This is a genomic window from Mesorhizobium sp. 1B3, assembly GCF_050958605.1.
Taxonomy (GTDB): Bacteria; Pseudomonadota; Alphaproteobacteria; order Rhizobiales; family Rhizobiaceae.
In genome coordinates this window covers 145,104-170,790 of record NZ_JBJHDO010000003.1, presented here as the reverse complement: position 1 = coordinate 170,790, position 25,687 = coordinate 145,104, and the positions used below count along the sequence as shown (strand labels likewise).

The following is a 25,687-nucleotide window of genomic DNA, read 5'->3' as shown; positions in this document are numbered from 1 at the left end:
GCGTTGATCCGCGGGCCCGGTCTGGCCCACAAATCCCATCGGTGCCGTCAGAGCGCCCAAGATCAGGAGACTGAACGATGAATGTCATGGCAAAGAACCTTCCCGCCTTCCTCAACTCAGCCCCGAAGAAGCTCCTGATCGGAGGCGAGTGGGTGGACGCGGCGACCGGCAAGACCTTCGATACCGTCAATCCTTCGACCGGCGAGGTGATCGCCAGGATCGCCGAGGGCGACCGCGAGGATGTCGATCGCGCCGTCGCTGCCGCGCGCCGCGCCTTCGACGATGGTCCGTGGCGCAGGTTCAAGCCCTATGACCGGCAGGACATCATCCTCAAGCTCGCCGATCTCGTGGATCGCAATTTCGAGGAATTTGCCCTCATCGACGCGATGGAAATGGGAGAGCCGATCGCGCGGCGCAACAATGCGCGCCGCCGGGTCCTGAGCCTGCTGCGCTACTATGCAGGCATGGCGACGGCAATCCATGGCGAAACCGTCGAAAACTCGATGCTCGGCGGAGATTTCACCACCTTCACCCGCAAGGAGCCGGTCGGCGTCGTCGGGGCGATCGTGCCCTGGAACGGCCCGATGGTTTCATGGATATGGAAACTCGGCCCGGTGCTCGCCACCGGCTGCACCGCCGTCTACAAGCCGTCGGAGGAGGCCTCGCTCTCGGCAATCCGGCTCGCCGAGCTCCTGTGCGAGACCGGCATTCCGGACGGCGTCGTGAACGTCGTCACCGGCTTCGGCCACGGCGCGGGGGCGGCCCTCGCCGAACACCCCGGCGTCGACAAGATCGCCTTCACCGGTTCGGTCGAGACCGGGCAGAAGATCCTGATGGCGTCTGCCGGCAACCTGAAGCGGGTGACGCTGGAACTCGGCGGCAAGTCGCCCGACATCGTTTTTGCCGATGCCGACATGGACCTCGCGGTCCCTGGCGCGGCCATGGCCTGCTTCGGCAACACCGGGCAGGTCTGTTCGGCCGGCACGCGTCTCCTCATCGAGGACAAGATCTACGACGAGTTCAACGAGCGGCTCGCGGCCTACGCGAAAACACTCAAGGTCGGTAGCGCGCTCGAAACAGACACGCAGATCGGCCCCCTTGTGTCGGCAAAGCAGCTCGCCCGCGTCACCTCCTATCTCGATCTCGGCCGGCAGGAGGGCGCGAAGGTGATCTCCGGCGGCGCGCGGGTTACCGACGCCGGCCGTGACAAGGGCTACTTCGTGCCGCCGACCGTTTTCCGCGACGTCAAACCGGAGATGCGCATCGCGCGCGAGGAGATCTTCGGCCCTGTCGTCGGCACCATGCCGTTCTCGACCATCGAGGAGGCGGCCAAACGGGGCAACGACACGCATTTCGGCCTCGGCTCCGGGGTGTGGACCCGTGACGTTGGCAAGGCGCACTATCTTGCGAACAATATTCGTGCAGGTTCGGTGTGGATCAACTGCTACCAGATGATGGATGCCGCCATGCCATTCGGAGGCTACAAGATGAGCGGATACGGGCGCGAGTCCGGCATTGCCCAATTCGACGATTATCTGAACGTCAAGGCCGTGTGGATCAGAACCGCGTGACCGTGTCCAAGCTTTTCTCGCCCATCGCGCTCGGCGGCCTTACGCTCGAAAACAGGATCGTCGTGTCGCCGATGTGCCAGTACCACGCCGCCGACGGCTCGGCGACCGACTGGCACATAATCCATCTCGGTCAGTTCGCTTTGTCGCGGGCGGGGATGGTCCTGATCGAATCGACCGGGGTCGAGCGGGACGGGCGGATCACGCCTGGCTGCCTCGGGCTCTATTCCGACGAGAACGAGGCTGCGTTGTCCCGCGTCGTCTCGATCTTCAAGGCGGTCGGGCGGATGCCGATCGGCATTCAACTCGGCCATGCCGGGCGCAAGGGCTCGAGCCATCTCCCCTGGCACGGCGGCCATGGCCTCTCGGCGGAGGAGGGGGCCTGGGCGACTTTCTCCTCGTCGCCCGCTCCTTACGATGGCAGGCATTCGGCGCCCGTGATGCTCGACGAGGCGGGCATGGCCCGCGTCGAAGTGGCATTCGTCGACGCGGCGAAGCGGGCGGACCGCATAGGGCTCGACGCGGTCGAGCTCCATGCAGCGCACGGCTACCTGCTCCACCAATTCGTCACGCCCTTCGTCAACCGGCGCACGGACCAATATGGCGGAAGCCGCGAGAACCGGCTGCGGTTTCCGCTCCGCGTGGCTGCGGCGCTGCGCGCCGCCTGGCCGAGGGACAAGGCGCTCGGCGCGCGCATCAACGGCCCGGACGGGGTCGAGGGTGGCGCAACGATCGAGGACGCGATCGCCTTCGCGGAAGGGCTCAAGGCGCTCGGCTACGATTATGTCTGCCTGTCCGCTGGCTCGCTGTACGGCGGGCAGCGCTTCGAGGCGGCGCCCGGCTACCTCCTGCCGCACGCGGAAGCGGTCCGACGGGCGACTGGGATGACGACGATGGGCGTCGGCATGATCGTCGATCCCTTCCTCGCGGAGGAGGCGGTGGCGGCAGGCAAGGCTGACTTGATCGCCATCGCTCGCGGGTTCCTGGAAGACCCGCGCTGGGTTTGGCATGCCGCTGAAAGGCTCGGCGTGAAGATGCCATTCCCGCCTGAATATCGCGGCGCTGACCTCTCCGTCTGGCAGGGCGCGCCGCATCGGCCCCTTCTCGTCCACGATCCGCGACCCAAAGCCGAGGCTTTATAGGGCACGACATACGCCCGGCCTGACAGACTTCAAGAACACGAACGAAACGGAGGCTTTGATGACAAAAAACATTCGCCACAATCCCGCCGGCATGGCCCCGCCGACGCAGAACCTTTATTCTCACGGCGTCGAGGTGCCGGACGGCGCGCGCCGGCTCTATGTTGCCGGGCAGGTCGGGGTCCGGCCGGACGGCACGCTGCCCGAGACGCTCGAGGGTCAGACCGAGCAGTTGATGGAGAATTTCCGCTGATACTCGCCTCCGCGGGCATGGACTTCTCCGACGTGGTCAAGATCACGGCCTATTGCCTGAAGGCGGAGGATATCATCACCTATGCCGGTATCAGGAACCGCCATTTCGCCGGCAATCCGCCGGCCACGACCGCCGTCGTTGTGGCCGGCCTCGCGCTTCCGGAATGGAAGATCGAGGCCGATCTCGTCGCTGCAAGGGCTGTCTGACTCCGACCTCAGACATTCCGGCGACGCTCCGATCCTGCCATATTGGGAAGTGCCGGAGCCTCGCCGGCATGGGGTGTGTGCGAAATCGGCATTATTTAAGTGCAAATCTGGCTGAACACGCAGAATTAGTTGACAAATTTGGAGGATATGGCAAAATAATCCTGCGAACGTGGCGAAGTGGCCGCGGACCAGCGAAAATCGCGGAAGGGAAGGACCGCGAGGCAAACATAGGGCTGCGGACGGTGAGGAGTCGGCTGACGGTCCGTTTTAGCATGTTGGGAGGAAACCGATGCGCAACTATATCGCATGTGCCGCCGCGTGCGCGGCCGTCGTCGCGGGCTTCGTGACGGAAAGCCGAGCCGGCAAGGCGGACGACACGCTTACGTGGGCGACCGGGACGGAGATCGACACGTTCGACATCTACTATCAGGGTCTGCGCGAGGTGGTGATCGCCTCGCTCTACAATTGCGACTCCTTGATGTTCCGCGATCCGAAGACCAACGAATACAAGCCCTTGCTCGCCAAGTCCTATGCCTGGACAGATGACAAGACGCTCGATGTAGAGCTGCGCGAGGGCATCAAGTTCACCGACGGGACGGATGTCGACGCCGAGGACGTCGCCTACACGTTCAACCACGTCATCGAGCCCGACAGCGGCATCAACGTGCGGCTGACCGTCGACTGGATAGAGAGCGTCGAGGCGCTCGGACCGCACAAGGTGCGCATCCACGCCAAGGCGCCGACGCCGGCGGCGCTCGAATATCTCTCCGGCAACACGCCGATCTACCCGTCCGGCCACTGGGATTCCGCGCCCGAGGTGCAGGCAGGCGACAAGACGCGGCGTGACTGGGGTGCTGTGCTGCCTGTCTGCGCGGGGCCCTACAAGCTTACCGGGTTCGAACCCGGTCGCTCGGCGACATGGGAGAAGAACCCGGACTATTACGCCGACAGCCCGAAGGGCCAACCGCAGATCAGCAAGATTGCCTATCGCACGATCGGTGATCCGGAGGCGCAGATCGCCGAGCTGCTTGCCGGCTCTGTCGATTGGATCTGGGGCGTGCCCCCGGAAAACATGGACCAGCTCGCCGGCTTCGGCAATGTCACGGCCACGGCCGCCTCAACCACGCGCATGGCCTTCCTGGCGCTCGACGCGGCCGGCCGCTCCGGCGACACGCCCTTGAAGGACGTCAGAGTCCGCCAGGCGATCGCTCATGCCATCGACCGCGAGGCGCTCGCCAAGCTCGTCGGCAATTCGGCCGGCGTGCTCAAGTCCATGTGCTATGCCGCACAGGTCGGCTGTACGGAAGACGTCACGCAGTATGAATACGACCCGGGTAAGGCCAAGGCGCTGCTCGCCGAAGCGGGTTTCAAGGACGGGCTGAAGTTGCCCTTCTACGCCTACCGCGACAGGCGCTACTCCGAGGCCGTGCTCGCTTATCTCAGGGCTGTCGGCATCGAGCCGGATTTCCAGTTCATCCAGAACGTGGCGCTGCGCCCGCTCGTCATCGAGGGCAAGATGCCGTTCGCACATCTGACCTGGGGCTCCCAGGGCATGATGGACGCATCCGCCTCTGTCAGCCTCTACTTCAAGTTCGGCGTCGACGACTATGCCCGCGACGAGGAGGTGAAGAAGCTGCTCGAGGCCGCCGACACCACGATGGATCCCGAGAAGCGCAAGGACCTCTATGCCCAGGCACTGAGAAGGATCGCCGACCAGGCCTACTACATCCCGCTTTACACTTACGGCCGCGGCTATGCCTTCTCGAAGGAACTCGACTACGAGGTCACGCCCGACGAGATCGCCCATTTCTACCTTGCAAAGTGGAAATGACGGACTGATCCTCCGCCACTGTCTCTCGGCCGGCGCCGTCTCGCCGGCCGGGTCGTATCCGGCGCAGGCACTGCTGCGCCTGTGCCGACACCGGTCCCGGAGTACGCAATGGTCATGTTCATCGCAAAACGTCTCGGCGTGACCGCCCTGGTCCTGCTGGTGACGTCGATCCTGTCCTTCTCGCTCGTCCATCTCTCGGGCGACCCGGCGGTAGCGATGGCGGGCGAGCGGGCGACGCCGGAGCAGATCGAATCGATCCGGCGCATCTACGGCTTCGATCGGCCGTTCTACGAACAGTACCTGCAATGGATGGGCGACGTGCTGAAAGGTGATCTCGGCCGCTCCAACTACCTCAAGGAGGATGTGGCGCAGGTGCTTGCCAAGCACCTGCCGGTCACAGCCAAGCTCGGCTTCCTGGCGCTGATCTTCGCCCTCGTCCTATCCGTGCCGCTCGGCGTTGTCGCGGCGCTCCGGCCTAACTCACTGATCGACCGGGCGGCGTTGATCATCTCGGTGACGGGACAGTCGATGCCGTCCTTTCTCTCCGCGATCGCGCTCATCTTCGTTTTCGGGGTGATGCTGCGATGGCTGCCGATCTCGGGCAACGCCACCTTCGCGCACTACGTCCTGCCGGCGGTAGCGCTCGGCTACTACGCCTCGCCCGCGATCATGCGGCTGACGCGGTCGGGCATGATCGACGTGCTTCAGTCCGACCATGTCAAGACAGCCCGTGCCTATGGTCTTTCGGCCTGGCAGACGATCGTGCGCCACGGCCTGCGCCACGCCATAATCCCGGTCGTCGCGGTCGCGACCGTACAGTTCGGCTACATGCTGGGCGGCTCGGTCGTCATCGAGGCGGTATTCTCGATGGATGGCATCGGCAATCTCGCCTGGCTGTCGATCCGCCGTTACGACGTCGAGGTGATTCAGGCGATCCTCCTCGCCGTCGCCACCACCTACGCGGTGCTCGCCCTTCTCGGCGACCTTCTCAACGCCGCACTCGATCCGAGGATCAGGGTCTGATGAGCGTAATCGTGGAAGAAAGACTCGACATGGCGAGATCTGAGGCCGGCGCCCCGCGGGAGCGACACCGCATCCTGCCGCCTGGGCGTCTCGCGATGCGGCGCGCGCTCGGCCATTCCGGCTTCTGGCTCGGCAGCGTGACGCTCGCCATCATCCTCGTCGCTGTCATATTCGCGCCGCTTGTCACCGGCGCCGATCCGTCGATGCAGGACCTGGCGCTTCGGCTGGCGCCGCCCGTCTGGCATGCCGAGGGTGACTGGGCGCATCCGCTCGGGACCGATCATCTCGGCCGTGACTATCTGGCGCTTCTCCTTCATGGTGGGCGCATCTCCCTTCTGATCGGCATCCTGACCATCCTGCTCTCGACCCTGATCGGGGTGACGCTGGGCGTCGCAGCAGGCTATTTCGGCGGCGCCGTCGACCTGGCAGTCAATTTCATCCTCACCATCCGGCTGACGCTGCCCGTCGTGCTCGTCGCACTCGTCGCCGTCTCCACGCTCGGGCAGTCCTTGCCGCTCCTCGTCCTTGTCATCGGCGGCCTGATGTGGGACCGGCTCGTCATCGTCACCCGCGCGACGACACAGCAGCTCGTCAGCCGCGACTTCATCACCGCGGCGCGTACCCTCGGCGCATCGACGCCGCGCATCTTCCTGCGCGAGCTCCTGCCCAACATCACCGCGCCGCTCATCGTCGTCTGCACGCTCGAACTCGCCCGCGCGATCCTCCTGGAATCGACGCTCTCCTTCCTCGGGCTCGGCGTGTTGCCGCCGCTCACTTCCTGGGGGCTGATGATCGCCGAGGCCAAGAGCCAATTCCTGTTCCGGCCATGGCTGATCGCCATCCCCGGCGTGGCGCTCGCTGCGCTCGTGCTCTCGATCAACCTTCTGGGTGACGCGTTGCGCGACGTCACCGCCCCGGACGGAAAGGCATGACCATGGCCCCGCTCCTAGACATACGCAGCCTGAGGATCTCGATCCCGACCCATGGCGGCTTGCTCCATCCGGTGCGCGGCGTCGACCTCTCGGTAGAACGTGGCGAGACGCTGGCGATCGTCGGTGAATCCGGCTGCGGCAAGAGCATGACCGCGCAGGCAATCCTCGGGCTCTTGCCGAGGAACGCGAGGCTCTCCGCCGAGCGGGTCGATTTCGACGGCACCTCGCTGCTGAATCTGTCTACCCGGCAGTGGCGCAAGATCCGCGGCCGGCGTATAGCCATGATCTTCCAGGACCCGATGACCGCCTTCGACCCGTGCTACCGCATGGGCGACCAGATCGCCGAAATCGTGCGCTGGCACAGGCCGGAGAGCGCCAATCCGCGCGTCATCGCCGACATGCTCGCCCGCGTCGGCATCGCGGCGCCCGACGACAGGCTCGGGCAATATCCGCACCAGCTCTCGGGCGGCTTGAGGCAGCGCATGATGATTGCGACTGCACTTCTCTGCCGGCCGGACCTGATCATCGCCGACGAGCCGACGACGGCGCTCGACGTGACGATCCAGACGCAGATACTGAAGCTGCTCGCCGACCTCCAGAAGGAGACCTCGGTCGGGCTCGTCGTCATCACCCACGATCTCGGCGTCGTCGCCGGCATCGCCGACCGCATCGCCGTCATGTATGGCGGCGAGGTGGTGGAGGCGGGGGCGGCGGACGCGGTGCTGGGCGACCCGCGCCATCCCTACACGCGGGGGCTCCTCGGCTGCATTCCGACACCGGGCGAGACCGGCCGACGCAAGACGCTCGGCTACATTCCAGGCGTGGTACCGCGGCCGATAGGCGAGTTGTCGGCCTGCAATTTCCTTGAGCGCTGCGCGTGCGCCGAGGCCATCTGCAGGGAAGGGCCGGTGGCGCTCATCACTCCGTCCGAGGGGCGGGCGGTGCGCTGCCGCCTCGTCGAAGGCGGGTCCAGGGCACAGGAGCGGCGTAGGGAGGTGCAGCCGGCATGAGTTTTGTCGCGGTCAGGGACGTCAGACGCTCCTACATGCTCAATCCGGGTTCGCCGTTCAGGAAGCCGGCGGTCCTGAAGGCACTGCGCGGCGTCGCGCTCAACATCGAGCAAGGCGAGATCCTCGGCCTCGTCGGGGAATCGGGCTGCGGCAAGTCCACGCTTGCCCGCCTCCTCCTGGGCATCGAGGCGCCGAGCGAGGGCGAGGTGACCATCGGTGACCGGCCAATCTCCTCCTTCGCGCCGCGCGAGCGAGCGAAACTGATCCAGCCGGTGTTCCAGGATCCCTATTCCTCGCTCAATCCGCGCATGACGGTGTCGGCGGCGATCGCCGCGCCGCTCGAGATCCAGAACTGGGGAAACGCACGGTCGCGAGCAGCGGCGGTAGAGCGGATGATGGATGCTGTCGGCCTGCCGCGCTATCTCGCGCATGCCTATCCGGTGCAGTTATCAGGCGGCCAGCGTCAGCGAGTGGCGATCGCCCGCGCCCTGATCGGCGAGCCAAAGGTTCTCGTCTGTGATGAGCCGACATCGGCGCTCGACGTTTCTGTTCAGTCGCAGATACTCAATCTCCTCATAGAACTACACCGTGAATTCAAACTGACTATGGTGCTGATCAGCCACAATCTCGCCGTTGTCAGCCATCTCGCCGACCGCGTGGCGGTGATGTATCTCGGCCGCGTCGTCGAGATCGGCGGGACCGACGCGATCTTCAACCATCCACGCCATCCCTACACGCGCGAACTGTTGCGCGCCATGCTGTTGCCGAAGCAGGGGAAGGGCCTGCCGGACCTCACCCTGAGCGCCGAGTTCCCGAGCCCGGTCTCGCCGCCGCCAGGCTGCTCGTTCCACCCGCGCTGCGCCTTTGCGAGCGAGCTCTGCAGCAGAGAGACCCCCGCGCTCGCCCCAGTGGACGGGTGCGAAGCAGCCTGCCATCACCCGCTGGCGGGGTAGGCGGCGCGCCATCGATCAACATCCTGCCGGATCGATCGTCTCGCGCAAAATCGCGCGGAGATGGATGAGCGCCGGGCGCCGCTGGAAGCTAAGCTACTAATCTAGCAGGGAGGACGGATCTCAGAGACCATTTGATAATTCTACTCCGGCGGACTTCTGACGCGGTTTTCTGCGCTTTCGGTGCTTACGTACCTCATATACGCTCCGCTCCGGTTCTCGAAAACCACGCCATCTGCCCCGCCGGAGCGAATTCTCAAACGGTGATGCGCTTCCAGGTCAGCGTCGCGCGCACGACGCGCCCGTCCCAGGGATTGTTCGAGGGCCCAGCGATCAGCGTCAGCGTGTCGTTTTCCACCTTGAACCGGCGTGGCTGGTCGGTGTTTGCCCAGGCTTCGTTCCAGGCGATCTCGGTGTGGTGGATGAGCGTGTCCGGCCCAGTGATGGAATAGTGCCCGGCATAGGCCGTCAGTCCCTTGAAGAGGGCGAGTGCTTCCTCGTCGGTCGGTGAGAGGCCCTTCGGGGCCTCCCGCTCGCCGGGAACGTTGAGAACCGAGAACCGCCCATCGTCCGTATAGGTGATGAGGCCGCGGGGGTTGGGTCCCCGCGGATAGGTCACTTCGCCTGTCTCCATATCCTCCTGCTTGTGGCTCACGAGCCGCCAAGTGGAAACGATGGGCGCACGCCCGTTCGTCTGGTCATGATCCGTCAAATCGGTCTCCTCATTCGATGCAGCATGCGGGCGTCAGGCGCCCGGCACACCCTGCGTGTTGACATAGAGCGAATAAAGCGCGCGCCCCGTGACCATGAACAAACGGTTGCGCTTCGGCCCACCGAAGCAGAGGTTGGCCGCGCGCTCCGGCAGGCCGATATGGCCGATCGCCTTGCCTTCCGGATTGATGACCAGGACGCCGTCCCAGCCTTCCTTGACCGCGCCGTAGGCGGCCCAGATGTTGCCGTCGACATCGCTGCGGATGCCGTCCGGCGCCTCGCCTTCTCCGCAAGTGAAGAAGACGCGGCCATTTGTGAGTGACTTCTTGTCGTCGGAAACATCGTAGACGCGGATCGTTACCGGCTTCGAGCCGGAATCGACGATGTACATCAGTTTCTCGTCTGGCGAGAAGCAGAGCCCGTTCGGTGCTTTGACGTCGCCTGTCGCCACCATCATCTCGCCCGATTTGGGGTCGAGGCGGTAGACATTGTTAGGCAGCTCCGATTTCGCCTTGACGCCGGAATAGTTGCCGCCGATGCCGAAAGGCGGATCGGTGAACCAGACGCTGTCGTCGATCGCGACGACCACGTCGTTGGGCGAGTTGAGCGGTTTACCCTCAAAGCTGTCGGCGAGCACCGTGATTGTGCCGTCATATTCGGTGCGCGTAACCTTGCGGCCGTGCTCGGCCGAGATCAGGCGGCCTTGACGGTCACGAATGAGCCCGTTGGCGTAATTCGACGGCTCGCGGAAGACGGTGACAGCGCCGGTCGATTCTTCCCATTTCATGATGCGGTTGTTCGGGATGTCGGTCCACAGAAGGAAGCGCCCGTCGCCGAAATAGACGGGGCCTTCGGTGTAGCGCATGCCGCCGGTGTAGAGCTGTTCCACGGCTGCGAAGAAGACCATGTACTTGCTGAAGCTCGGATCGAGTGCCCTGACGGTGGGATCGGGATATCTGACACTGGTCGTGAAATCGGCCAGCGCCCGCGAAGCGACGGTGCCGGCTGCCAATGTCATGCCCATTGTTTGCAAAAGTCTGCGTCTGCTGGTTCCTGACATGATGTTCCCCTCGGGTTGGTTCCCGTAGCCATAATGCACCAAGAAATGGATGATTCAACATATTTTAGGTAATTATTATGCGGAAAACGCAAATATTTGCTTGATAGGTGACGTGTGCGGGCATTAGAGGGCTGAGCGGCAGGGTGATCCGGGCAGGGATTCCGAAAGCTGTTGCGCTTGATCTTGAAGGGGCTCCTTGAACGGTCTCTCGGCAGATCCCAGCAGGGCGTATGCCTCTGCAGCCGAACCGGCGCGGCGCAGCCCGCTCGATATTTCTGCCGAACGCAAGAGCCGGCAGGCGGAACCCAGAGCGCGCAACAGCCCGGCACTGTTTACCTTCGGCCACAGAAGGGCAAGCACAAGGTCGACGGGGTCGTCGCTCGACGAATCGAACCAGACGGGCGAATCCAGGATCGCCAGCATCGCAGCAGGGGCAGCGACCTTTTCCAGCCGCGCATGCGGCACAGCGATACCCCTTCCTATATCCGTTGGACCCAGCCGTTCGCGGCGCAGGAGCGCCAATAGCACCGTCTGCTCGCTCAGGCCGGCTCTCGCGGCCAATCCCGCGGCCATGCCCGCAAGGATTGAACATGTGTCCTGCGCCTGCAGTCCAAGCACGATGTCCTGCGCGCGCAAGAGGTCACTTATTTTCATAAGCGGCTCCATCGCAGTCCCGCATTCGCGCGGTAGACTGAGACGTTTCCGTAGCTCAGCTACGACGTCTGTTCAGAGGGGGGGAACCTGTTGATCCCAGAGGCGAAAACGGAAATTCCGATCGCGCCGGATTAGACTCCTGCTTCGCGGAGCCGAGTTCTCGTAACGACAACAGGTGATCACAGCGAACACGCGCCGAAGGAAGCAGGGAATGCCGCATCTCGCGGTGAGCCCTCGCATAGCGAACCGCTTCGATGATCAAAGCTGCAGTCCGGAACCAGATCGCACCTTCGGGTCGACCTCCAGGGATCGGAGAAATTCGATCAGTTCAGGCTCTTTGACGAGCTTGACGGCCTCTTCGACCGACCGCCAGTCGCGCTTGCGTCGCGCTTTCCCCGGCCAATTCAGCAACGTCCCTCTTACATGAAGAGCAAACAAGACTACTGTTTCGGATTCGATCGCGCCGTCGGTACCAGCTTCCATGCAGCGGAAGCTGCCGATCGGTTCAGCGCCCGGCTGGCCGACAACGCCGGCCTCTTCGAAGGCTCGGCGTGCGGCTGACCGCGCGGGCGAGCATCCCTCCGCCGGTAGGCCTCCTGGAAAAGCCCATGAGCCGCCAAGTCGATGCCGGATCATCAGCAACTGAAGGTTTCCGTTCCGATCAATTCGCCATGGGATGGCTCCGTATTGCTTTGGGACGGCAGCGTCCGCCACCGTAATAGGGGAGTGGAGGACGCAGTCGCGCCGAGTTCTCATGGCAGCACCTGCCATAAGCTCGGATGTGATCCCTGATGGGGAAGAATACCGGAGACACCCAGCGGCGCAGCAACTGGGGCTGTGCACCATGGACATCGGACCGCTGCCTTGGGCAGCTTGCGGCTACAGGTAAAACAAAAGCGTCTGGGGTGAGGCAGTCTCATGCTACGCTCCATCGTTACGACGCTGGAAAACGCCGCAAGAAATGAACCGCATGTGTTGGTGGAATTTCCCGGAGCAGAAGCTAGGCGCGGAGTTCAGGGTTAGGAAACCTGCTCCGGGAAAAGTGCCGTGCTTTTCCAGTCAACCTCGAAATTCTGACGAATACCTCGATATGCATATGAACAACATATCTCTTGAATTATTTATTTCAAGGGCGGCAAAATTTCGCAGAGAAATAATTTATATATTAAATACTTTTTCTTCCTCGATCATAAAAGGAAAAAACCATGGACCATCAGGCCAAAGATCACGACTGCGACAATCAGCTTCGTCATGCTGTCCAAATCTGGCGCTCCCGTTCGACCGTACCCGTTTTCCGATAGTGGCTTACCAATCCGTTGATGTCGGCTGGGGGCCAGCCAGGTACCTCAGCCCCGAGGCCGAGGCCAATGGTGGCAAGAGCGACCTTGATCTCGTGCAATGTCTTGCGCCCGAAATTCGGTATGCGAAGCAACTGCGCCTCAGTGCGTGTCACAAGATCTCCTATGTAGACGATATTCTCGTTGTTCATGCAGTTCGACGCCCGAACCGACAATTCCAATTCGTCAAGCCGTTGAAGCAGAACCGGATCGAAGCCCAGGGGATCAGCACAGGTTTCCGCAGGCTCGCTGAACTCTTCCTCGAAGTTGATGAACACGCTCAATTGGTCATGGAGGATCTCGGCAGCACGTCTGAGCGCTTCTTCACCGCTGATCGTGCTGTTGGTTTCTACAGTCAGGATCAGCCGGTCATAGTCGAGCATATGCCCAAGCCGCGTCGGCTCGACAGTGTAGGTGGCCCGCCTGACCGGCGAGTGCACGGTATCAATGGCAGTGAAACCCGCAGGCACGTGGGCTGCCGGCTGAGCGCTGTTGGGCACATAGCCGTAGCCTGTTGCGATGAAGATCTCGAGCGCTGCCGCAGTACCATTGATGACCGTGCAGACAGGTTGGTTCGCATCTACCGCATTCAGGCCGTCGATGTGGACTATGTCGCCCGACGTCAAAACACCGGGTCTGTCCAAAGCAATCCGCAAGCGGGCCGATTGGAACGTCTCATCGACGCAGAAAGCGAGTTGCTTCAAATTGAGGATGACGGCCTGGAGAGGCTCTTCAATGCCTTCAATCCGGGACCCATCGAAAGTGGCGCATTCGAACCGCATTGCCGTTACGGCCGCCCCGGGAATGGAGGAAAGCAAGACGCGGCGCAGGGCAGTGCCAATCGTGAAACCAAAGCCTCGCTCGAGCGGCTCCAGCGTAGCCGTCGTAATCAGTCCCGTTGTGCTTTTCTCGAACGATTTCGGCCGAACAAGGTCGAGCCAATTTCTTTTCTTCATTGCTGATCCGTGAACAACTGACACACCGCCGGCCTCGTGCCGGCGAGAGCGGCGAACATCTTTGCCGGGCTGCCTTGCTAAACACGCCGCTTGCGATATCCCCGACAGCCATTGTGCGGAACGGGAGTTACGTCGCGGATCGACCTCACTGTGAAACCCGATGATTGAAGCGCGCGCACGGCTGCGTCCCTGCCGGAACCCGGGCCGGAAATCACCACCTCAATTGTCGACATTCCGTGTGCGGCTGCCTTTCGGGCACAATCCTCTGCCGCCACTTGGGCGGCGAACGGTGTCGCCTTTCGCGATCCCTTGAAACCCTGGGAACCGCTGGAAGCCCAAGCGATAGCGTTTCCCTGATCGTCAGTGATCGTGATGATCGTATTGTTGAAGCTCGAGTGGACGTGGGCAATGCCGGTTGTGAGGTTTTTGCGATCCCGCTTGCGCATGCGGACGGTATCTTGTCCGTCGGACATGGTTCTTTGCTCCTGATTTGGACGATTGATTGTGAAATGAGCACTTCACGCAGCGCTCGGGCCAGGGTCGTCGTCATCTGGAATGAAGACGGGGCCGGAGCTGGGGCCGATGATCCGCGGCCTGAAGCTCACGATATTCTCTTCTTTTTCCGAGGCGTCGCCCTGTGCCAGGGGTTTTGATATGTTGACGACCCTTGTTTCGGCTTCCGGCTGGGACAAAACGGCATCGACCCGCAATGTCTCATGGACCGAGGAGCCAAGCTCGACGGTGATCGCACTGCCCTCGGCGAGACCGAGAAGCGCCAACCCTCTCAGCGTGTGTATCGACAAGGCATATGAGGGCAGGCTGCCTGGCTGGCCCTGCACGACAAGATGGGGGCCGGTCAGGAGGCCATCGACAAAATAAGTGAGACGGCTGTTCAACGTGACGACCTTGGGTGGAATGTCATCGCGAAAGTGGACAGTGCTGCCGTGGACCTTCTGGTCGAGCAGCTTCAGATAGGGACCGTAGTCACCCTGGTAGCGTTCCAGGATTACCTCCAGGATCGCATGGTCCTTGGTGGTCAGTTGGCAGTGAGGCCTTGTTGACATGGCTAGCTTCCCCGCGGGACGTCTCGACGGTCCCGGCCAATCGATGTGATTGTCAGGTATTCCCCTGGTCTGGACGGGGTCCGGCCAGGGGATCACGCATCCGTGGGCGGACTTTTGCCCAAGCAAGAATGCAGCGGCGTTGCGGGAACCATCTGGGTGCCCGCCAGATGCTTGGCAGAGAGCGTTCGGTCCTTGTTCGAACCGACCGGAATTTCCAATGCAGTCATGTCAGACAGAGTCATTGCCACCCCCTAAATCCCAAGGGCGTCGACGATTTCGCGACAATTTCCTTGCCGCTGCAGAGAGAGCTGGTTGTTAAAAGCGGTTCCCCGGACTCGGAGATCCGAGCCGGGGTCAGATTCCCGCGATGGGGGTGATCCGTCTCACGGCGCCCATCAGGCGATATGCTCGCTTGAGTTTCATGGGGGCAGAGCATGGCCTGAATTCCAGGATTGTCAACTCACACGCGGTGCCGACGAAATGCCGCGGCACAAGTCCCAAATGTGCTGTGCATTCAAGCCAGGCCGAGGTGAGCAGCGTCTTTTGCCCAGACGCGGGGATTGGGATATCTCAAGCACCGGGACCAGGGCGCGCGTTGTGCGGCAAAGCGCCCCATAATCATTCGTGGATGGAAGCAAGAACGTGGAAATATTGCGTAAACCGGGAGGCAAGCGGTGATCGATCGAGCCCGTATCCTGTGGTTCTTTTGGCCGGCGCTTCTCTTCTCAATTTCAGTAGCGGCATACATATTTCACGGATCTGCATTGCAGTACTTCGTCCCGGAAGCGAAAGACAGCGCGGTCCGGCAGTTGAGTGTGGCCGCCGTTTACTATTCTGGTGCGTGGCTGTTAGCGCGAATAACGGGCGCTGCCTTGAAAGGCGGGAGAAATGGCCGCCGCAAGGTACCAAAGCTTCTCAGGGAACTCGTTACTGCGGCTCTGTTTCTGGTGGCAACGATTGCAACCGTTGCCATGCTGCTGGGCCAGTCGGCAGGAGGCGCGCTCGCCAGCTCGGGTTTGATCATCGCTATTCTCGGCTTCGCCATCCGCAATGTGCTGGCTGACGTGCTGTCGGGGATCGCTCTCGGTCTGGAGGCCCCGTTCAAGATCGGCGACTGGGTCGAGATCGACGGATCCATCCGCGGTCGCGTCATTGAAATAGGATGGCGTACGACGCGTCTTCAGACGCGGAATGATACCTACATGATCTTGCCCAACAGCCAAATTTCGCGTCAGAGATTGACCAATTTCAGCGCGCCGAAAAAACACTACCGAGCCAGTCTTGAGATCGTCCTTGGCCACGACATTCCGGTCGATCGGGGCAAGGAGTTGCTGGCTGCGGCAGCCGCGTCGACCGAGATTATAATGCAGTCGCCGAAGCCGGACGTGCGCGCGCTTTCGTACGATACGGAAGGGGTAAGATACGCCGTCCGATATTGGGTGCCGAGCTTCGTGGATGACATCGATTGCCGCGATGCCATACTTGTCGCAGTCGACGCGGCAATCCGTAAAAGTGGCCTGCCGCCGCCGTTCAGTCGGGTCAAGCTCGTGTCGACGAAAGACAATCCCTGAGCTATCGCCGGAGAGCGTGCAGCGGTGTCGGCTCGTATGCGCGCTCTGTCGGTCAGACAGGGTTTTTGCTTCCAGCTACCTTCCGCGCAAATGTCATGAATACGATGCGGCGGCTACTGCCTCCGCACTCCAACTGTCAGGCAGGCAGCCTTGATTCCCGAAAGTGCTCGAGTCGTTTCTATCCTGCGGCCTGGCAAAGTAGATATGATGGAATGCGTCGGCCCGACCTCCGTCAAGAAGTACGTCGTCACGTCTCCACGCCCATTTTAGCGCGTCCAGACTTTTTTCGAAGGTCGGCGAGACGGTCGCAGACCAGAAACCGGCAATCCCTGACGGCTTGAGAGATTGCTCGACGGCTTTGAGGCCCTGGTTGCCATAGATCTCGTCGTTCGAGCTGCGGACAGTGACGTCGGGACCGTTATCCGTGTCCATCACAATGACGTCGTAGGCCTCATGGCGCTCCCTCAGGATGTCCATCACATCTCCGATGCGGATTTCGACCCGAGGATCGTCCAAAGGATGCTCCGCGAGATGGCCGATATGATCTCGGTGCCAGTCGACGATTTCAGGGACCAATTCGCAAACGGTCACTTCAGCGTCCGATTCCAGGTACATCAACGCGGCGCGGAGGGTAAACCCCATGCCCAGCCCGCCGATCAGCACTTTTCTTGCTGACCGGCCGAGCAATCTCAGGGAGCGCTCGGCAAGAATTGCTTCCGACTGATGGTTGAAGTTCGACATCAACTCCCATCCGTTATAGCGGATTTCGTAAATGTCGCCCCTTGTACGCAGAATGATTTCGTCACCAGCGCGATTGCTCGCTCTGGCCAGTTCGGCCCAGATAGTCATGCTTATTCCCACGTTTAAGGCGAGCGAACCTTTCGGACGCCCTTTCGTACGGTTTGTGTCGGGAATTTTTTTGGGTTGCCGCAATCCTCAGAGGTGCAGCAACCCCATCGCATTGTTTGCTCTGGTGCCGATCAGCAATGGAAAGACCGCTGACATATTCGACGTTATAAATACGTACATCTCTGTCCGAACTGTCAGCATATCCTCATCAGTGTGCGCCTCTATATGGACCATTGGGTCCGCGGAATCCAGTCTCGCACGGCTCAGGGCCATGAGCCGGGGTATACGCATCCGCCTGCAAACGGGGCAGGGAGGCTACTCCCTCGGTTTCGGAAGGCGACCTGACGACAACGTCGCTAGAGCATGTCGCGCGAAGTGACATCGCGCACATGCTACTAAGTTTTTGTTTTTGCCTGCGGTTTTTCTTTGGGCGATATGTGTTGAAGGGGCGACGATCACTCTTGCGATCTGGCGGGGGCGCCGCCGAGCTATTTCTGCAGCCAGATTTGTGGATGCACCTAAGGTTTGTCTACAGACGAGCGACTATGCTTTTGCTGAGTTTTTCCGACACGTGCGACCTCGGACGGCAGGACGCCGATCCGATCCGCCGCCTGTCTTGAAGTCAGACCAGACATGGCGAGCTTGCGGACATTTCTTTTTATCGCCTCCCCGGAACTCATTCAAATGAGGATGGTCTGGATTCTAACCGTGATTTAGACAATTCATCTGGTTCAAAGGGATAATTCAGAGCTTTCCTCCTTTCTGCGCGAGCTACCGTCACCCGTCTTTTCAGCCGGGAGGAGCGAACATGCGAAAACAAGCGGCATTTTTGTCTGCTGTCTGGGCAGCGACCCTGCTGTCCTGCCCCACGGCGCTGGCCCAAGACAAGCCGGTGCCACGCCTCGAAAAATCAGAATGTGTTACTGACATCCTGAAAGCCGCTGAAGCGGAATGCCACACTTTCTTCGCTTACGAAAACCGCGACGCCAAGAGCGGCCCTGTCCTGGAGCTTCCGGTGGCAGTGATCGGCAAGAGCGATCAGCCAAATGTCAGGCCGGTATTCTACTTCCCCGGGGGGCCGGGCGCTTCGCCGATGGGGCGCGAAGCCGTGGTTACGAACTTGAGGAGGGCTGCCGGCGACCACCCGCTGGTGTTGGTCGACTCCCGCGGGATGGTGCATTCTAAACCCGCCCTGACCTGTCCGGATTTCGAGGTAATTTCGCACTACCACAACATGTTCACTAACGTGACTCTGGGCGGCAGAACCCCGGCTGACCGGATGAAGCTTTACGCCGATGGCGTGAGGGCCTGCCACGACAAGCTGGTTCGCGAAGGTATCGACGTCTCCCGCTACAACGAGTACGAGGTTGCCCGCGACACAGACGAGATCCGCGAACTGCTCGGTTATGAAAAAATCGACATTATCGGGACTTCCACGGGCGGGGGAACCGCCAACTCCTATTTAAGATATTTCCCTGAGAGCGTTGGAGCGGCCGTCTTCGCGTGGCCCTGGTTTTCCGAATTGCGCAACCGGCCACTACTCGACGAATATTATACGACCAAGCAAATCTACCTCGACACGTTGTCCATCTGTGTGTCGGAAAGCGAGGGGTGCCGTGCAGCTCTCTCCGACGACTGGATGCATTCGATCGAGGCCGTGAAAAATGCCTTGGACGAGAAGCCGTTCGAGGTGACCGTGCGGACCGACAAGGGCGAAGACCGTCGCCTCGTTTTCGACGGCGTCACCTTCATCCACCACCTCTATCTGGTCCTTGCCGACAAGTACGATATCCTGCCCAAGGTCGTCGCCGACGTCCGGCAGGGCAACTACGAAATCCTCAACCAGTTCTTCGACACCGCAGGTGCTTCCACCTTCTCCAGCAATCCGGCCTGGGCTCTCGGCTACTATCTTTCTCACGTATGCGGCGACATGGGAAAGAACCGACCGTCTGTGGAGATGACCACCAGGATGCTAGAGGCCGAGCCCGCGCTAATCGGTTTCGAGCCGACTGTCCTCTGCGCCTGGTGGGGAACCGATGGCGCGGTGCCGCCACAGCACAGCGATCCCGTGAAGTTTGACGGCCCGGCATTGTCGCTGCACGGACAGATGGACCCATGCTGCAGCATTCGCTGGGGCCACCAGTTGAAGCGGCACATTCCAAAGCTGCAGTCGGTTGTTTTTCCGGGGGAGGGACACGGCTGGGCGAGTGAATGCCGCGCCGAGATCATCAACGCATTCCTGAAGTCACCTGGCGAGGAAGTTGATGACAGTTGCGCAACCAGCAAACCCCTGAAACCTTGGGTGCTGAAGTAGTCCATTGTGGACCAGGAACGCCAACGCCCTAAAGCGTTGGCGTCCGCCTCACATGCCCCGCTATCTCTCAAACGGTTCGAAGCGTAGCGGCACGGCTTCTGGTTTCACGAGCAGCCGCTCGTTGCGCCGCAAGTGTCGCACTTCTCGCAGGTGCCGTTGCGCACCATCGTGAAGTTCTGGCACTCCGAGCACATGTTGCCGGTGTAGCCCTGCATGATCGCCCGGCTGCGGCGCTCGGCAGCTAAGGCCTTCGCCTCCGAAGCTTCCTTGCCGGCGGCATCCGTGAAGAGGGCGTTGGCGGCAGATGCCTCCTCGGCTTCCACGGCGATGTCCTTCGTCAATTCCTTCGCGCGCTCCTCATAGTCGCGCTTGAAGGCGGTGGCTTCCTCCTGCAGACCTGCATAAACGGGCTTCAGCGCGGTCACCGTCGCGCCGGACGAGATCGAGCGGATGTTCGAGCCGGAATAGGCCGTCGTCGCTGCGCGCGCCGGAGCGGGCGAGGGGGCTGCACCTCCGGCCATGCCCTTGGGATCCGATCCTTCGAGGTCGCCGCCGCTCACCACCTTGAGGGGCGAGGCACCGCGAGTCAGGCCCTTGGAGAAGGGAATCGCACGGCCTTCGTTGATGCCGCGGCCGAGCGCGGTGTTGGAGAAGTCCGACGTGTCGACATGGGCGAGGTCATGGCGGCCAAGATAGGAGATGGCGAGCTCGCGGAACACATAGTCGAGGATCGACGTGGCGTTCTTGATGGCGTCATTGCCCTGCACCATGCCGGCCGGCTCGAACTTGGTGAAGGTGAAGGCCTCCACATATTCCTCCAGCGGCACGCCATATTGCAGACCAAGCGAGATCGCGATGGCAAAATTGTTCATCATGGCGCGGAAGGCGGCACCTTCCTTGTGCATGTCGATGAAGATCTCGCCGAGACGGCCGTCGTCGAACTCGCCCGTGCGCAGATAGACCTTATGGCCCCCGATAACCGCCTTCTGCGTATAGCCCTTACGGCGATTGGGCAGCTTCTCGCGGTCGCGGACGACCTTCTCGACGATGCGCTCGACGATCTTCTCCGTCACCGTCACTGCCCTGGCGGCGGTCGGGGCTGACACCAGCTCCTCGATCAAATCATCCTCGTCGTCCTCGTCTGCGATCAGCGAGGCGTTGAGCGGCTGGCTGAGCTTGGAACCGTCGCGGTAGAGCGCGTTGGCCTTCAGCGCCAGCTTCCAGGACAGCATGTAGGCTTCCTTGCAGTCCTCGACCGTCGCCTCGTTGGGCATGTTGATGGTCTTGGAAATGGCGCCGGAGATGAAAGGCTGCGCTGCCGCCATCATGCGGATATGGGATTCCACCGACAGGTAACGCCTGCCGATCTTGCCGCAGGGGTTGGCGCAGTCGAATACCGGCAGGTGCTCGGTCTTGAGAAAAGGCGCCCCTTCCAGCGTCATCGCTCCGCAGACATGGATGTTCGCCGCTTCGATGTCCTTCTTGCTGAAGCCGAGAGCCGGCAGCATCTCGAAGGCGAAGTCATTGAGCTGCTCGTCGGTGAAGCCAAGGACGTCCTTTGCGAAGTCCTCGCCCAGCGTCCATTTGTTGAAGGCGAACTTGATGTCGAAGGCCTGCTTCAGCGCCGCGTTCAGAGCCCCGATCTTCTCGTCGGTGAAGCCTTTCGCCTTGAGCGATCCGGGGTTGATGCCGGGCGCCTGGTTGAGATTGCCGTGGCCGACGGCATAGGCCTCGATCTCGGCGATCTGGCTTTCCGAATAGCCGAGCGTGCGCAGCGCTTCCGGCACGGCGCGGTTGATGATCTTGAAATAGCCGCCGCCGGCGAGCTTCTTGAACTTCACCAGCGCGAAATCCGGCTCGATGCCCGTGGTGTCGCAGTCCATGACGAGACCGATCGTGCCGGTCGGCGCGATCACCGTCGCCTGGGCGTTGCGATAGCCGTGCTTCTCGCCGAGCTCGATGGCGTGATCCCAGGCGGCGCGAGCATGCGCAATGAGTTCCGGCTGTGGGCAGTCGGCCTCGACCAGGCCGACCGGGTTGACCGACAGATTTTCGTAGCCGTCCTTGTCGCCATAAGCGGCGCGGCGGTGATTGCGCATCACACGCAGCATGTGGCTGGCATTGCGCTCATAGTCGGGGAAGGCGCCGAGCTGGGCCGCCATCTCCGCCGAGGTCGCATAAGCAACGCCCGTCATGATCGCGGTCAGCGCGCCGCAGAGCGCCCGGCCTTCCCGTGAATCATAGGGAATGCCTGATGTCATCAGCAGGCCGCCGATATTGGCATAGCCGAGACCGAGCGTGCGGTATTCGTAGGAGAGCCTCGCGATCTCCTTCGAGGGGAACTGGGCCATCATCACGGAAATCTCGAGCACGATGGTCCACAGCCGCACGGTATGCTCGTAGCGTTCGATGTCGATCGAGCCGTCGGCATTGCGGTAGGTGAGCAGGTTGATCGACGCCAGGTTGCAGGCCGTGTCGTCGAGGAACATGTATTCCGAGCATGGATTGGAGGCGCGGATCGGACCGGCGGCCGGCGAAGTGTGCCAGTCGTTCATGGTCGTGTTGAAGTGCAGGCCGGGATCGGCGGAAGCCCAGGCCGCGTGGCCGATCTTTTCCCAGAGGTCGCGCGCCTTGAGCGTCTTGTGCACCTTGCCGTCGATGCGGCGGATGAGGCTCCAGTCCTCGTCCTTCTCGACGGCTCGCAGGAAGTCGTCCTTCAGCGACACGGAGTTGTTGGAGTTCTGCCCGGAAACCGTGAGATAAGCTTCCGAATCCCAATCCGTGTCGTAGGTGCTGAACTCGACCTGTGTGTAGCCCTGCCTGGCGAATTGGATGACGCGCTTGATGTAGTTCTCAGGGACAGCGTTCTTCTTCGCCGCCTTGATCTCGCGCTTCAACGCCGTGTTGATCGCCGGGTCGAAGCAATCGTCGGCCTCCCCCTCGCAATTGACGCAGGCCTTCATGATGGCGGCGAGGTGCCGGCGGACGATCTTGGAGCCGGTCACCAGCGAGGCGACCTTCTGCTCTTCCTTCACCTTCCAGTCGATATAGGCTTCGATGTCGGGATGGTCGGCATCGACCACGACCATCTTGGCGGCGCGACGGGTCGTTCCGCCCGATTTGATTGCGCCGGCGGCGCGATCGCCGATTTTCAAGAAACTCATCAGGCCCGACGAACGGCCGCCGCCCGACAGTTTCTCGCCTTCGCCCCGCAGATGGGAGAAGTTGGAGCCGGTACCGGAGCCGTATTTGAAGAGGCGCGCCTCGCGCACCCACAAATCCATGATGCCGCCCTCGTTGACGAGATCGTCGGCGACCGATTGGATGAAACAGGCATGCGGCTGTGGGTGCTCGTAGGCCGACCTGGACTTGGTCAGCTTGCCGGTGAACGGATCGACGTAGAAATGCCCCTGGCCAGGCCCGTCGATGCCGTAGGCCCAATGCAGGCCGGTGTTGAACCATTGCGGCGAATTGGGCGCGACACGCTGCGTGGCTAGCATGTAGGCAAGCTCGTCGCGGAAGGCGCGCGCGTCATCCTCGCTATCGAAATAGCCGCCTTTCCAGCCCCAATAGGTCCAGGTGCCGGCAAGGCGGTCGAAGACCTGGCGGGCATCGGTCTCGGAACCGTAGCGCTCGTTCTCGGGCAATTTCGCGAGTTCGGCCTCGTCGGGCACGGAACGCCACAGGAAGGACGGCACGTCGTTTTCTTCGACCTTCTTGAGGCGGGCAGGGACCCCCGCCTTGCGAAAATACTTTTGGGCGAGGATGTCGGCCGCGACCTGGGAGAACTGCGCGGGCACGTCGATGTCGTCGAGGCGGAAAACGACAGAACCGTCCGGGTTCTTGATCTCGGAAAGCGCCTTGCGGAATTCGATGTCCGCGTAAGCGCTCTGTCCATCCTTGGTGAAACGCCGTTCGATGCGCATTTTCGTGGTTCCTTATGCCTCTATATATAGCGTCTTTTCCACAGCCATTCACAGCCAATTCGAAAAGACACGATCCGCCGCTACCAGGCAGCCATATGGCCACCCGGCTCCTCGTCCGCCGTCATCCATCCAAGTGCCATCGGCTCTCCTTCGGGAGCGCCCCGCCCGGCTCTTCGACGGACCCTTGCGGGTCCAACTCAACTCTCTGATTTGCGATTCCCCAGCATGGGGCGAAATTCACGATATCTAGTGCCGAGCATGTCTGCAAACACTAAATATAGTGTTAACAGGAGATTTATTCCAGCCCGGTAATTCTCCCTTTCGTCCTTCGAAACTCATAAAATCGCGTCGTCCGCCAGTCCTGCGAACCGGCGGCTACGGCGATCGAAAACGCACCAAAATCTGGAAAAAAGACCGGTCTACGAACTTTCCGGCCGTGCCCTCAACGCGAGCACATGGCTTATAAAAAGCGACTCGGCCGGGAGCGTCAAGCATTCGTTTTGTGACCAATCCATGACGCAACATATTGTGGGCGTCATGTGTGGATAATGGGGACGGGCGAGGAGGGCGTTTCAGGTCTCAGCTGACGGCGTCGAGCGCCAGGAAAACCGCCGCGGCGAGGAGCGCGGAAGCTGGGACGGTCGTGATCCAGGCGGCGACGATGGTGGTGACGTGGGCGCGGCGCACAAGCTTGCGGCGCCTTGCCTCTTCGCTGGAGGGTTGACCTGGGATTTCGACCTTCTCGGCGATCGCATCCTCGGCCGTTTCGAGGAGATCGGGGATTCTATTGCCGCGTTCGGCGCGCCACAGCTCCTTCTTGCGCTCGATATAGAGTCGGCGGCGTTTCGAGTGGGCGGTGTACCATTCGCGGTAAAAGCCGACACCGAAGACGGCGCCGACCGCAATATGCGTGGAGCTCACCGGTAATCCGAACCACGATGCGACAATAACCGTGATCGCTGCCGAAAGCGCCACGCAGAAGGCCCGAATCGGGTTCAGCTTGGTGATCTGCTCGCCCACCATGCGGATCAGGCGCGAGCCGAACAGCATCAGCCCGGCCGAAATGCCGATGGCGCCGATAATCATGACCCAGAAGGGAATGCCGACCTCGGCGGTCACATCGTTGGCAGTAGCCGTGTGGACGATCGCCGCCAGCGGACCGACGGCGTTGGCGACATCGTTCGCGCCGTGCGCAAAGGAGAGCAGGGCGGCCGAGATGATAAGGGGCAGGTTGAAGAGCTTGCGCAGCGACTGGTTGCGGTTCTCCAGCCCAACGGACGTCCGGCGCACATGGCCTTGTGCGAGCCACCAGGTGAGCAGGAATGCTCCGACGCCGATCATCGCCACGTGAAGAGCGCCGAGATCGACAAGATGATTGAGCCCTTTGGTCGCGAGATAGGCGGCGAAGGAGCCTGCCATGATCGCGATCAGCAGCGGCACCCATTTGCGGGCAGCCGCGATCTTGTCGCTGCGATAGACGATGCGATCCTTGACGAAGGCAAGGAACAGCGCGGCGACGAGGCCTCCGAGGAGCGGGGAGATGACCCAGCTTGCAGCGATGCGGCCCATCTCCGTCCAGTCGACCGCCAGCGGACCGACGGCTGCGATGCCTGCGCCGACCACGCCGCCGACCACGGCATGGGTCGTGGAGACCGGCGCGCCGATCCAGGTCGCGACGTTGACCCAGAGCGCCGACGACACCAGCGCCGCCAGCATCAGCCGGATAAAGACCGACGGGTCGCTTACCGCGGATGGAGCGATGATACCCTTGGCGATGGTGTCGACCACGTCGCCGCCGGCGATAAGGGCGCCGGCGCTTTCGAAGATCGCGGCGATGACCAATGCGCCGCCGATCGTGAGAGCCTTGGCTCCGACTGCCGGACCGACATTGTTGGCGACGTCGTTGGCGCCAATATTGAGCGCCATGTAGCCACCGATCGCAGCGGCCGCGACGATGATGAGGGCGCGCGGCTCGCCGCCTGTGAAGATTGCCGAGAAGACCGCGACGAGCGCCAGGAACAGCAGCGCCAGCCCCGGCGCGACGAGCCGCCGGGAAAGGAGGATTGTGGCTTCCTCGACATGGACGAGCTTGTCCAGGTCCTTGTCGAGCGTGTCCTTGCGTGTCCTGAACGTGGTCTCGGCCATGAATCCCCGTACCGAATCGCGAAGCGCCGGCCAGGCCGACAGTGGGTCGTCGCCTACCGTATCGGACGAAAAACTGAAATCGAAAACCCGGCGACCTGTGGATTGCTCTCCAGATGGGTGTGACGGCACGGCAACGCCGCCTTCAACTCCCGGAACGGGAGGCGGTGGAACAGATAGGTGTTGCCGGG

At 61.8% G+C, this 25,687-nt stretch carries 21 protein-coding genes; 11 read left to right on the top strand and 10 right to left on the bottom strand.

All coding sequences use genetic code 11. The features are described from left to right. Nucleotides 1-77: 77 nt before the first annotated feature. The 9 genes from ACCO56_RS09855 to ACCO56_RS09815 all read left to right on the top strand — a co-directional run bounded on the left by ACCO56_RS09855 (nt 78) and on the right by ACCO56_RS09815 (nt 8,915). Nucleotides 78-1,571: an aldehyde dehydrogenase family protein gene (locus tag ACCO56_RS09855; RefSeq protein WP_433640143.1), complete on the top strand. Its 1,494-nt coding sequence runs from the start codon at nt 78-80 to the stop codon at nt 1,569-1,571. Beyond that, nucleotides 1,568-2,710, top strand: a complete 1,143-nt coding sequence (locus tag ACCO56_RS09850) for an NADH:flavin oxidoreductase/NADH oxidase (protein WP_433640141.1) — start codon at nt 1,568-1,570, stop codon at nt 2,708-2,710. Before ACCO56_RS09855 ends, ACCO56_RS09850 begins: the two co-directional genes overlap by 4 nt. 58 nt (nt 2,711-2,768) lie before the next feature. After that, nucleotides 2,769-2,960, top strand: a complete 192-nt coding sequence (locus ACCO56_RS09845) for a RidA family protein (protein WP_433640139.1) — start codon at nt 2,769-2,771, stop codon at nt 2,958-2,960. Further along, the gene (locus ACCO56_RS09840) at nt 2,957-3,166 is read left to right on the top strand and encodes a RidA family protein (RefSeq protein WP_433640860.1); all 210 of its coding nucleotides are present in this window, start codon (nt 2,957-2,959) and stop codon (nt 3,164-3,166) included. The genes ACCO56_RS09845 and ACCO56_RS09840 overlap by 4 nt, the downstream gene beginning before the upstream one ends. A 289-nt stretch (nt 3,167-3,455) precedes the next feature. After that, complete coding sequence (locus ACCO56_RS09835) at nt 3,456-4,997, top strand: ABC transporter substrate-binding protein (protein ID WP_433640137.1); 1,542 nt, start codon at nt 3,456-3,458, stop codon at nt 4,995-4,997. Between the two features lie 108 nt (nt 4,998-5,105). Beyond that, complete coding sequence (locus ACCO56_RS09830) at nt 5,106-6,020, top strand: ABC transporter permease (RefSeq protein WP_433640135.1); 915 nt, start codon at nt 5,106-5,108, stop codon at nt 6,018-6,020. Then, nucleotides 6,020-6,952, top strand: a complete 933-nt coding sequence (locus tag ACCO56_RS09825) for an ABC transporter permease (RefSeq protein WP_433640133.1) — start codon at nt 6,020-6,022, stop codon at nt 6,950-6,952. Before ACCO56_RS09830 ends, ACCO56_RS09825 begins: the two co-directional genes overlap by 1 nt. A gap of 2 nt (nt 6,953-6,954) precedes the next feature. Continuing rightward, nucleotides 6,955-7,962, top strand: coding sequence for an ABC transporter ATP-binding protein (locus ACCO56_RS09820; RefSeq protein WP_433640130.1), 1,008 nt, complete (start codon nt 6,955-6,957; stop codon nt 7,960-7,962). Continuing rightward, a complete protein-coding gene (locus ACCO56_RS09815) occupies nt 7,959-8,915 on the top strand; it encodes an ABC transporter ATP-binding protein (RefSeq protein WP_433640129.1) in 957 nt (318 codons plus the stop codon). Before ACCO56_RS09820 ends, ACCO56_RS09815 begins: the two co-directional genes overlap by 4 nt. A gap of 253 nt (nt 8,916-9,168) precedes the next feature. Here the strand turns inward: ACCO56_RS09815 and ACCO56_RS09810 are convergent, their stop codons facing one another. The 7 genes from ACCO56_RS09810 to ACCO56_RS09780 all read right to left on the bottom strand — a co-directional run bounded on the left by ACCO56_RS09810 (nt 9,169) and on the right by ACCO56_RS09780 (nt 14,694). Continuing rightward, complete coding sequence (locus ACCO56_RS09810; RefSeq protein WP_433640127.1) at nt 9,169-9,624, bottom strand: lipocalin-like domain-containing protein; 456 nt, start codon at nt 9,622-9,624, stop codon at nt 9,169-9,171. Between the two features lie 33 nt (nt 9,625-9,657). Continuing rightward, nucleotides 9,658-10,641: an SMP-30/gluconolactonase/LRE family protein gene (locus tag ACCO56_RS09805; RefSeq protein WP_433640126.1), complete on the bottom strand. Its 984-nt coding sequence runs from the start codon at nt 10,639-10,641 to the stop codon at nt 9,658-9,660. Between the two features lie 165 nt (nt 10,642-10,806). After that, entirely contained in the window at nt 10,807-11,337 is a 531-nt protein-coding gene (locus ACCO56_RS09800; protein ID WP_433640124.1) for a PTS sugar transporter subunit IIA, read from the bottom strand. Nucleotides 11,338-11,595: 258 nt separating this feature from the next. Next, entirely contained in the window at nt 11,596-11,973 is a 378-nt protein-coding gene (locus ACCO56_RS09795) for an NUDIX hydrolase (RefSeq protein ID WP_433640122.1), read from the bottom strand. A gap of 613 nt (nt 11,974-12,586) precedes the next feature. Next, entirely contained in the window at nt 12,587-13,654 is a 1,068-nt protein-coding gene (locus tag ACCO56_RS09790) for a DNA-directed RNA polymerase subunit alpha (RefSeq protein WP_433640120.1), read from the bottom strand. Nucleotides 13,655-13,707: 53 nt separating this feature from the next. Further along, nucleotides 13,708-14,103, bottom strand: coding sequence for a 30S ribosomal protein S11 (gene rpsK / locus ACCO56_RS09785; protein ID WP_433640119.1), 396 nt, complete (start codon nt 14,101-14,103; stop codon nt 13,708-13,710). 45 nt (nt 14,104-14,148) lie between these two features. Continuing rightward, complete coding sequence (locus ACCO56_RS09780) at nt 14,149-14,694, bottom strand: hypothetical protein (RefSeq protein WP_433640118.1); 546 nt, start codon at nt 14,692-14,694, stop codon at nt 14,149-14,151. A gap of 674 nt (nt 14,695-15,368) precedes the next feature. On the opposite strand from ACCO56_RS09780, the gene ACCO56_RS09775 reads away from it, so the two are divergent. Further along, a complete protein-coding gene (locus tag ACCO56_RS09775) occupies nt 15,369-16,265 on the top strand; it encodes a mechanosensitive ion channel family protein (RefSeq protein WP_433640117.1) in 897 nt (298 codons plus the stop codon). A gap of 93 nt (nt 16,266-16,358) precedes the next feature. On the opposite strand, the gene ACCO56_RS09770 is transcribed toward ACCO56_RS09775, so the two are convergent. Next, nucleotides 16,359-17,114 (bottom strand): hypothetical protein, encoded by a 756-nt coding sequence (locus ACCO56_RS09770; RefSeq protein ID WP_433640115.1) that lies wholly within the window; start codon nt 17,112-17,114, stop codon nt 16,359-16,361. A gap of 808 nt (nt 17,115-17,922) precedes the next feature. Here ACCO56_RS09770 and ACCO56_RS09765 point away from each other — a divergent pair. Next, a complete protein-coding gene (locus ACCO56_RS09765; protein WP_433640113.1) occupies nt 17,923-19,428 on the top strand; it encodes an alpha/beta fold hydrolase in 1,506 nt (501 codons plus the stop codon). 104 nt (nt 19,429-19,532) lie between these two features. Here ACCO56_RS09765 and ACCO56_RS09760 read toward each other — a convergent pair whose 3' ends face one another. Beyond that, on the bottom strand, nt 19,533-23,354 hold the full coding sequence (locus tag ACCO56_RS09760; RefSeq protein ID WP_433640111.1) for a vitamin B12-dependent ribonucleotide reductase: 3,822 nt from the start codon (nt 23,352-23,354) through the stop codon (nt 19,533-19,535). Nucleotides 23,355-23,933: 579 nt separating this feature from the next. Continuing rightward, on the bottom strand, nt 23,934-25,499 hold the full coding sequence (locus ACCO56_RS09755) for an inorganic phosphate transporter (RefSeq protein WP_433640109.1): 1,566 nt from the start codon (nt 25,497-25,499) through the stop codon (nt 23,934-23,936). Nucleotides 25,500-25,687 lie beyond the last annotated feature (188 nt).

Excerpts from the sequence above, each read along its gene's own strand:
- ACCO56_RS09835 (WP_433640137.1), top strand. The coding sequence starts at position 3,456 with ATGCGCAACTATATCGCATGTGCCGCCGCGTGCGCGGCCGTCGTCGCG.
- ACCO56_RS09815 (WP_433640129.1), top strand. The coding sequence starts at position 7,959 with ATGAGTTTTGTCGCGGTCAGGGACGTCAGACGCTCCTACATGCTCAAT.
- ACCO56_RS09845 (WP_433640139.1), top strand. The coding sequence starts at position 2,769 with ATGACAAAAAACATTCGCCACAATCCCGCCGGCATGGCCCCGCCGACG.
- ACCO56_RS09770 (WP_433640115.1), bottom strand. The coding sequence starts at position 17,114 with ATGACTATCTGGGCCGAACTGGCCAGAGCGAGCAATCGCGCTGGTGAC.
- ACCO56_RS09825 (WP_433640133.1), top strand. The coding sequence starts at position 6,020 with ATGAGCGTAATCGTGGAAGAAAGACTCGACATGGCGAGATCTGAGGCC.
- ACCO56_RS09765 (WP_433640113.1), top strand. The coding sequence starts at position 17,923 with ATGCGAAAACAAGCGGCATTTTTGTCTGCTGTCTGGGCAGCGACCCTG.
- ACCO56_RS09805 (WP_433640126.1), bottom strand. The coding sequence starts at position 10,641 with ATGACATTGGCAGCCGGCACCGTCGCTTCGCGGGCGCTGGCCGATTTC.
- ACCO56_RS09755 (WP_433640109.1), bottom strand. The coding sequence starts at position 25,499 with ATGGCCGAGACCACGTTCAGGACACGCAAGGACACGCTCGACAAGGAC.
- rpsK (WP_433640119.1), bottom strand. The coding sequence starts at position 14,103 with ATGTCCGACGGACAAGATACCGTCCGCATGCGCAAGCGGGATCGCAAA.
- ACCO56_RS09820 (WP_433640130.1), top strand. The coding sequence starts at position 6,955 with ATGGCCCCGCTCCTAGACATACGCAGCCTGAGGATCTCGATCCCGACC.
- ACCO56_RS09760 (WP_433640111.1), bottom strand. The coding sequence starts at position 23,354 with ATGCGCATCGAACGGCGTTTCACCAAGGATGGACAGAGCGCTTACGCG.
- ACCO56_RS09780 (WP_433640118.1), bottom strand. The coding sequence starts at position 14,694 with ATGTCAACAAGGCCTCACTGCCAACTGACCACCAAGGACCATGCGATC.
- ACCO56_RS09830 (WP_433640135.1), top strand. The coding sequence starts at position 5,106 with ATGGTCATGTTCATCGCAAAACGTCTCGGCGTGACCGCCCTGGTCCTG.
- ACCO56_RS09800 (WP_433640124.1), bottom strand. The coding sequence starts at position 11,337 with ATGAAAATAAGTGACCTCTTGCGCGCGCAGGACATCGTGCTTGGACTG.
- ACCO56_RS09855 (WP_433640143.1), top strand. The coding sequence starts at position 78 with ATGAATGTCATGGCAAAGAACCTTCCCGCCTTCCTCAACTCAGCCCCG.
- ACCO56_RS09795 (WP_433640122.1), bottom strand. The coding sequence starts at position 11,973 with ATGATCCGGCATCGACTTGGCGGCTCATGGGCTTTTCCAGGAGGCCTA.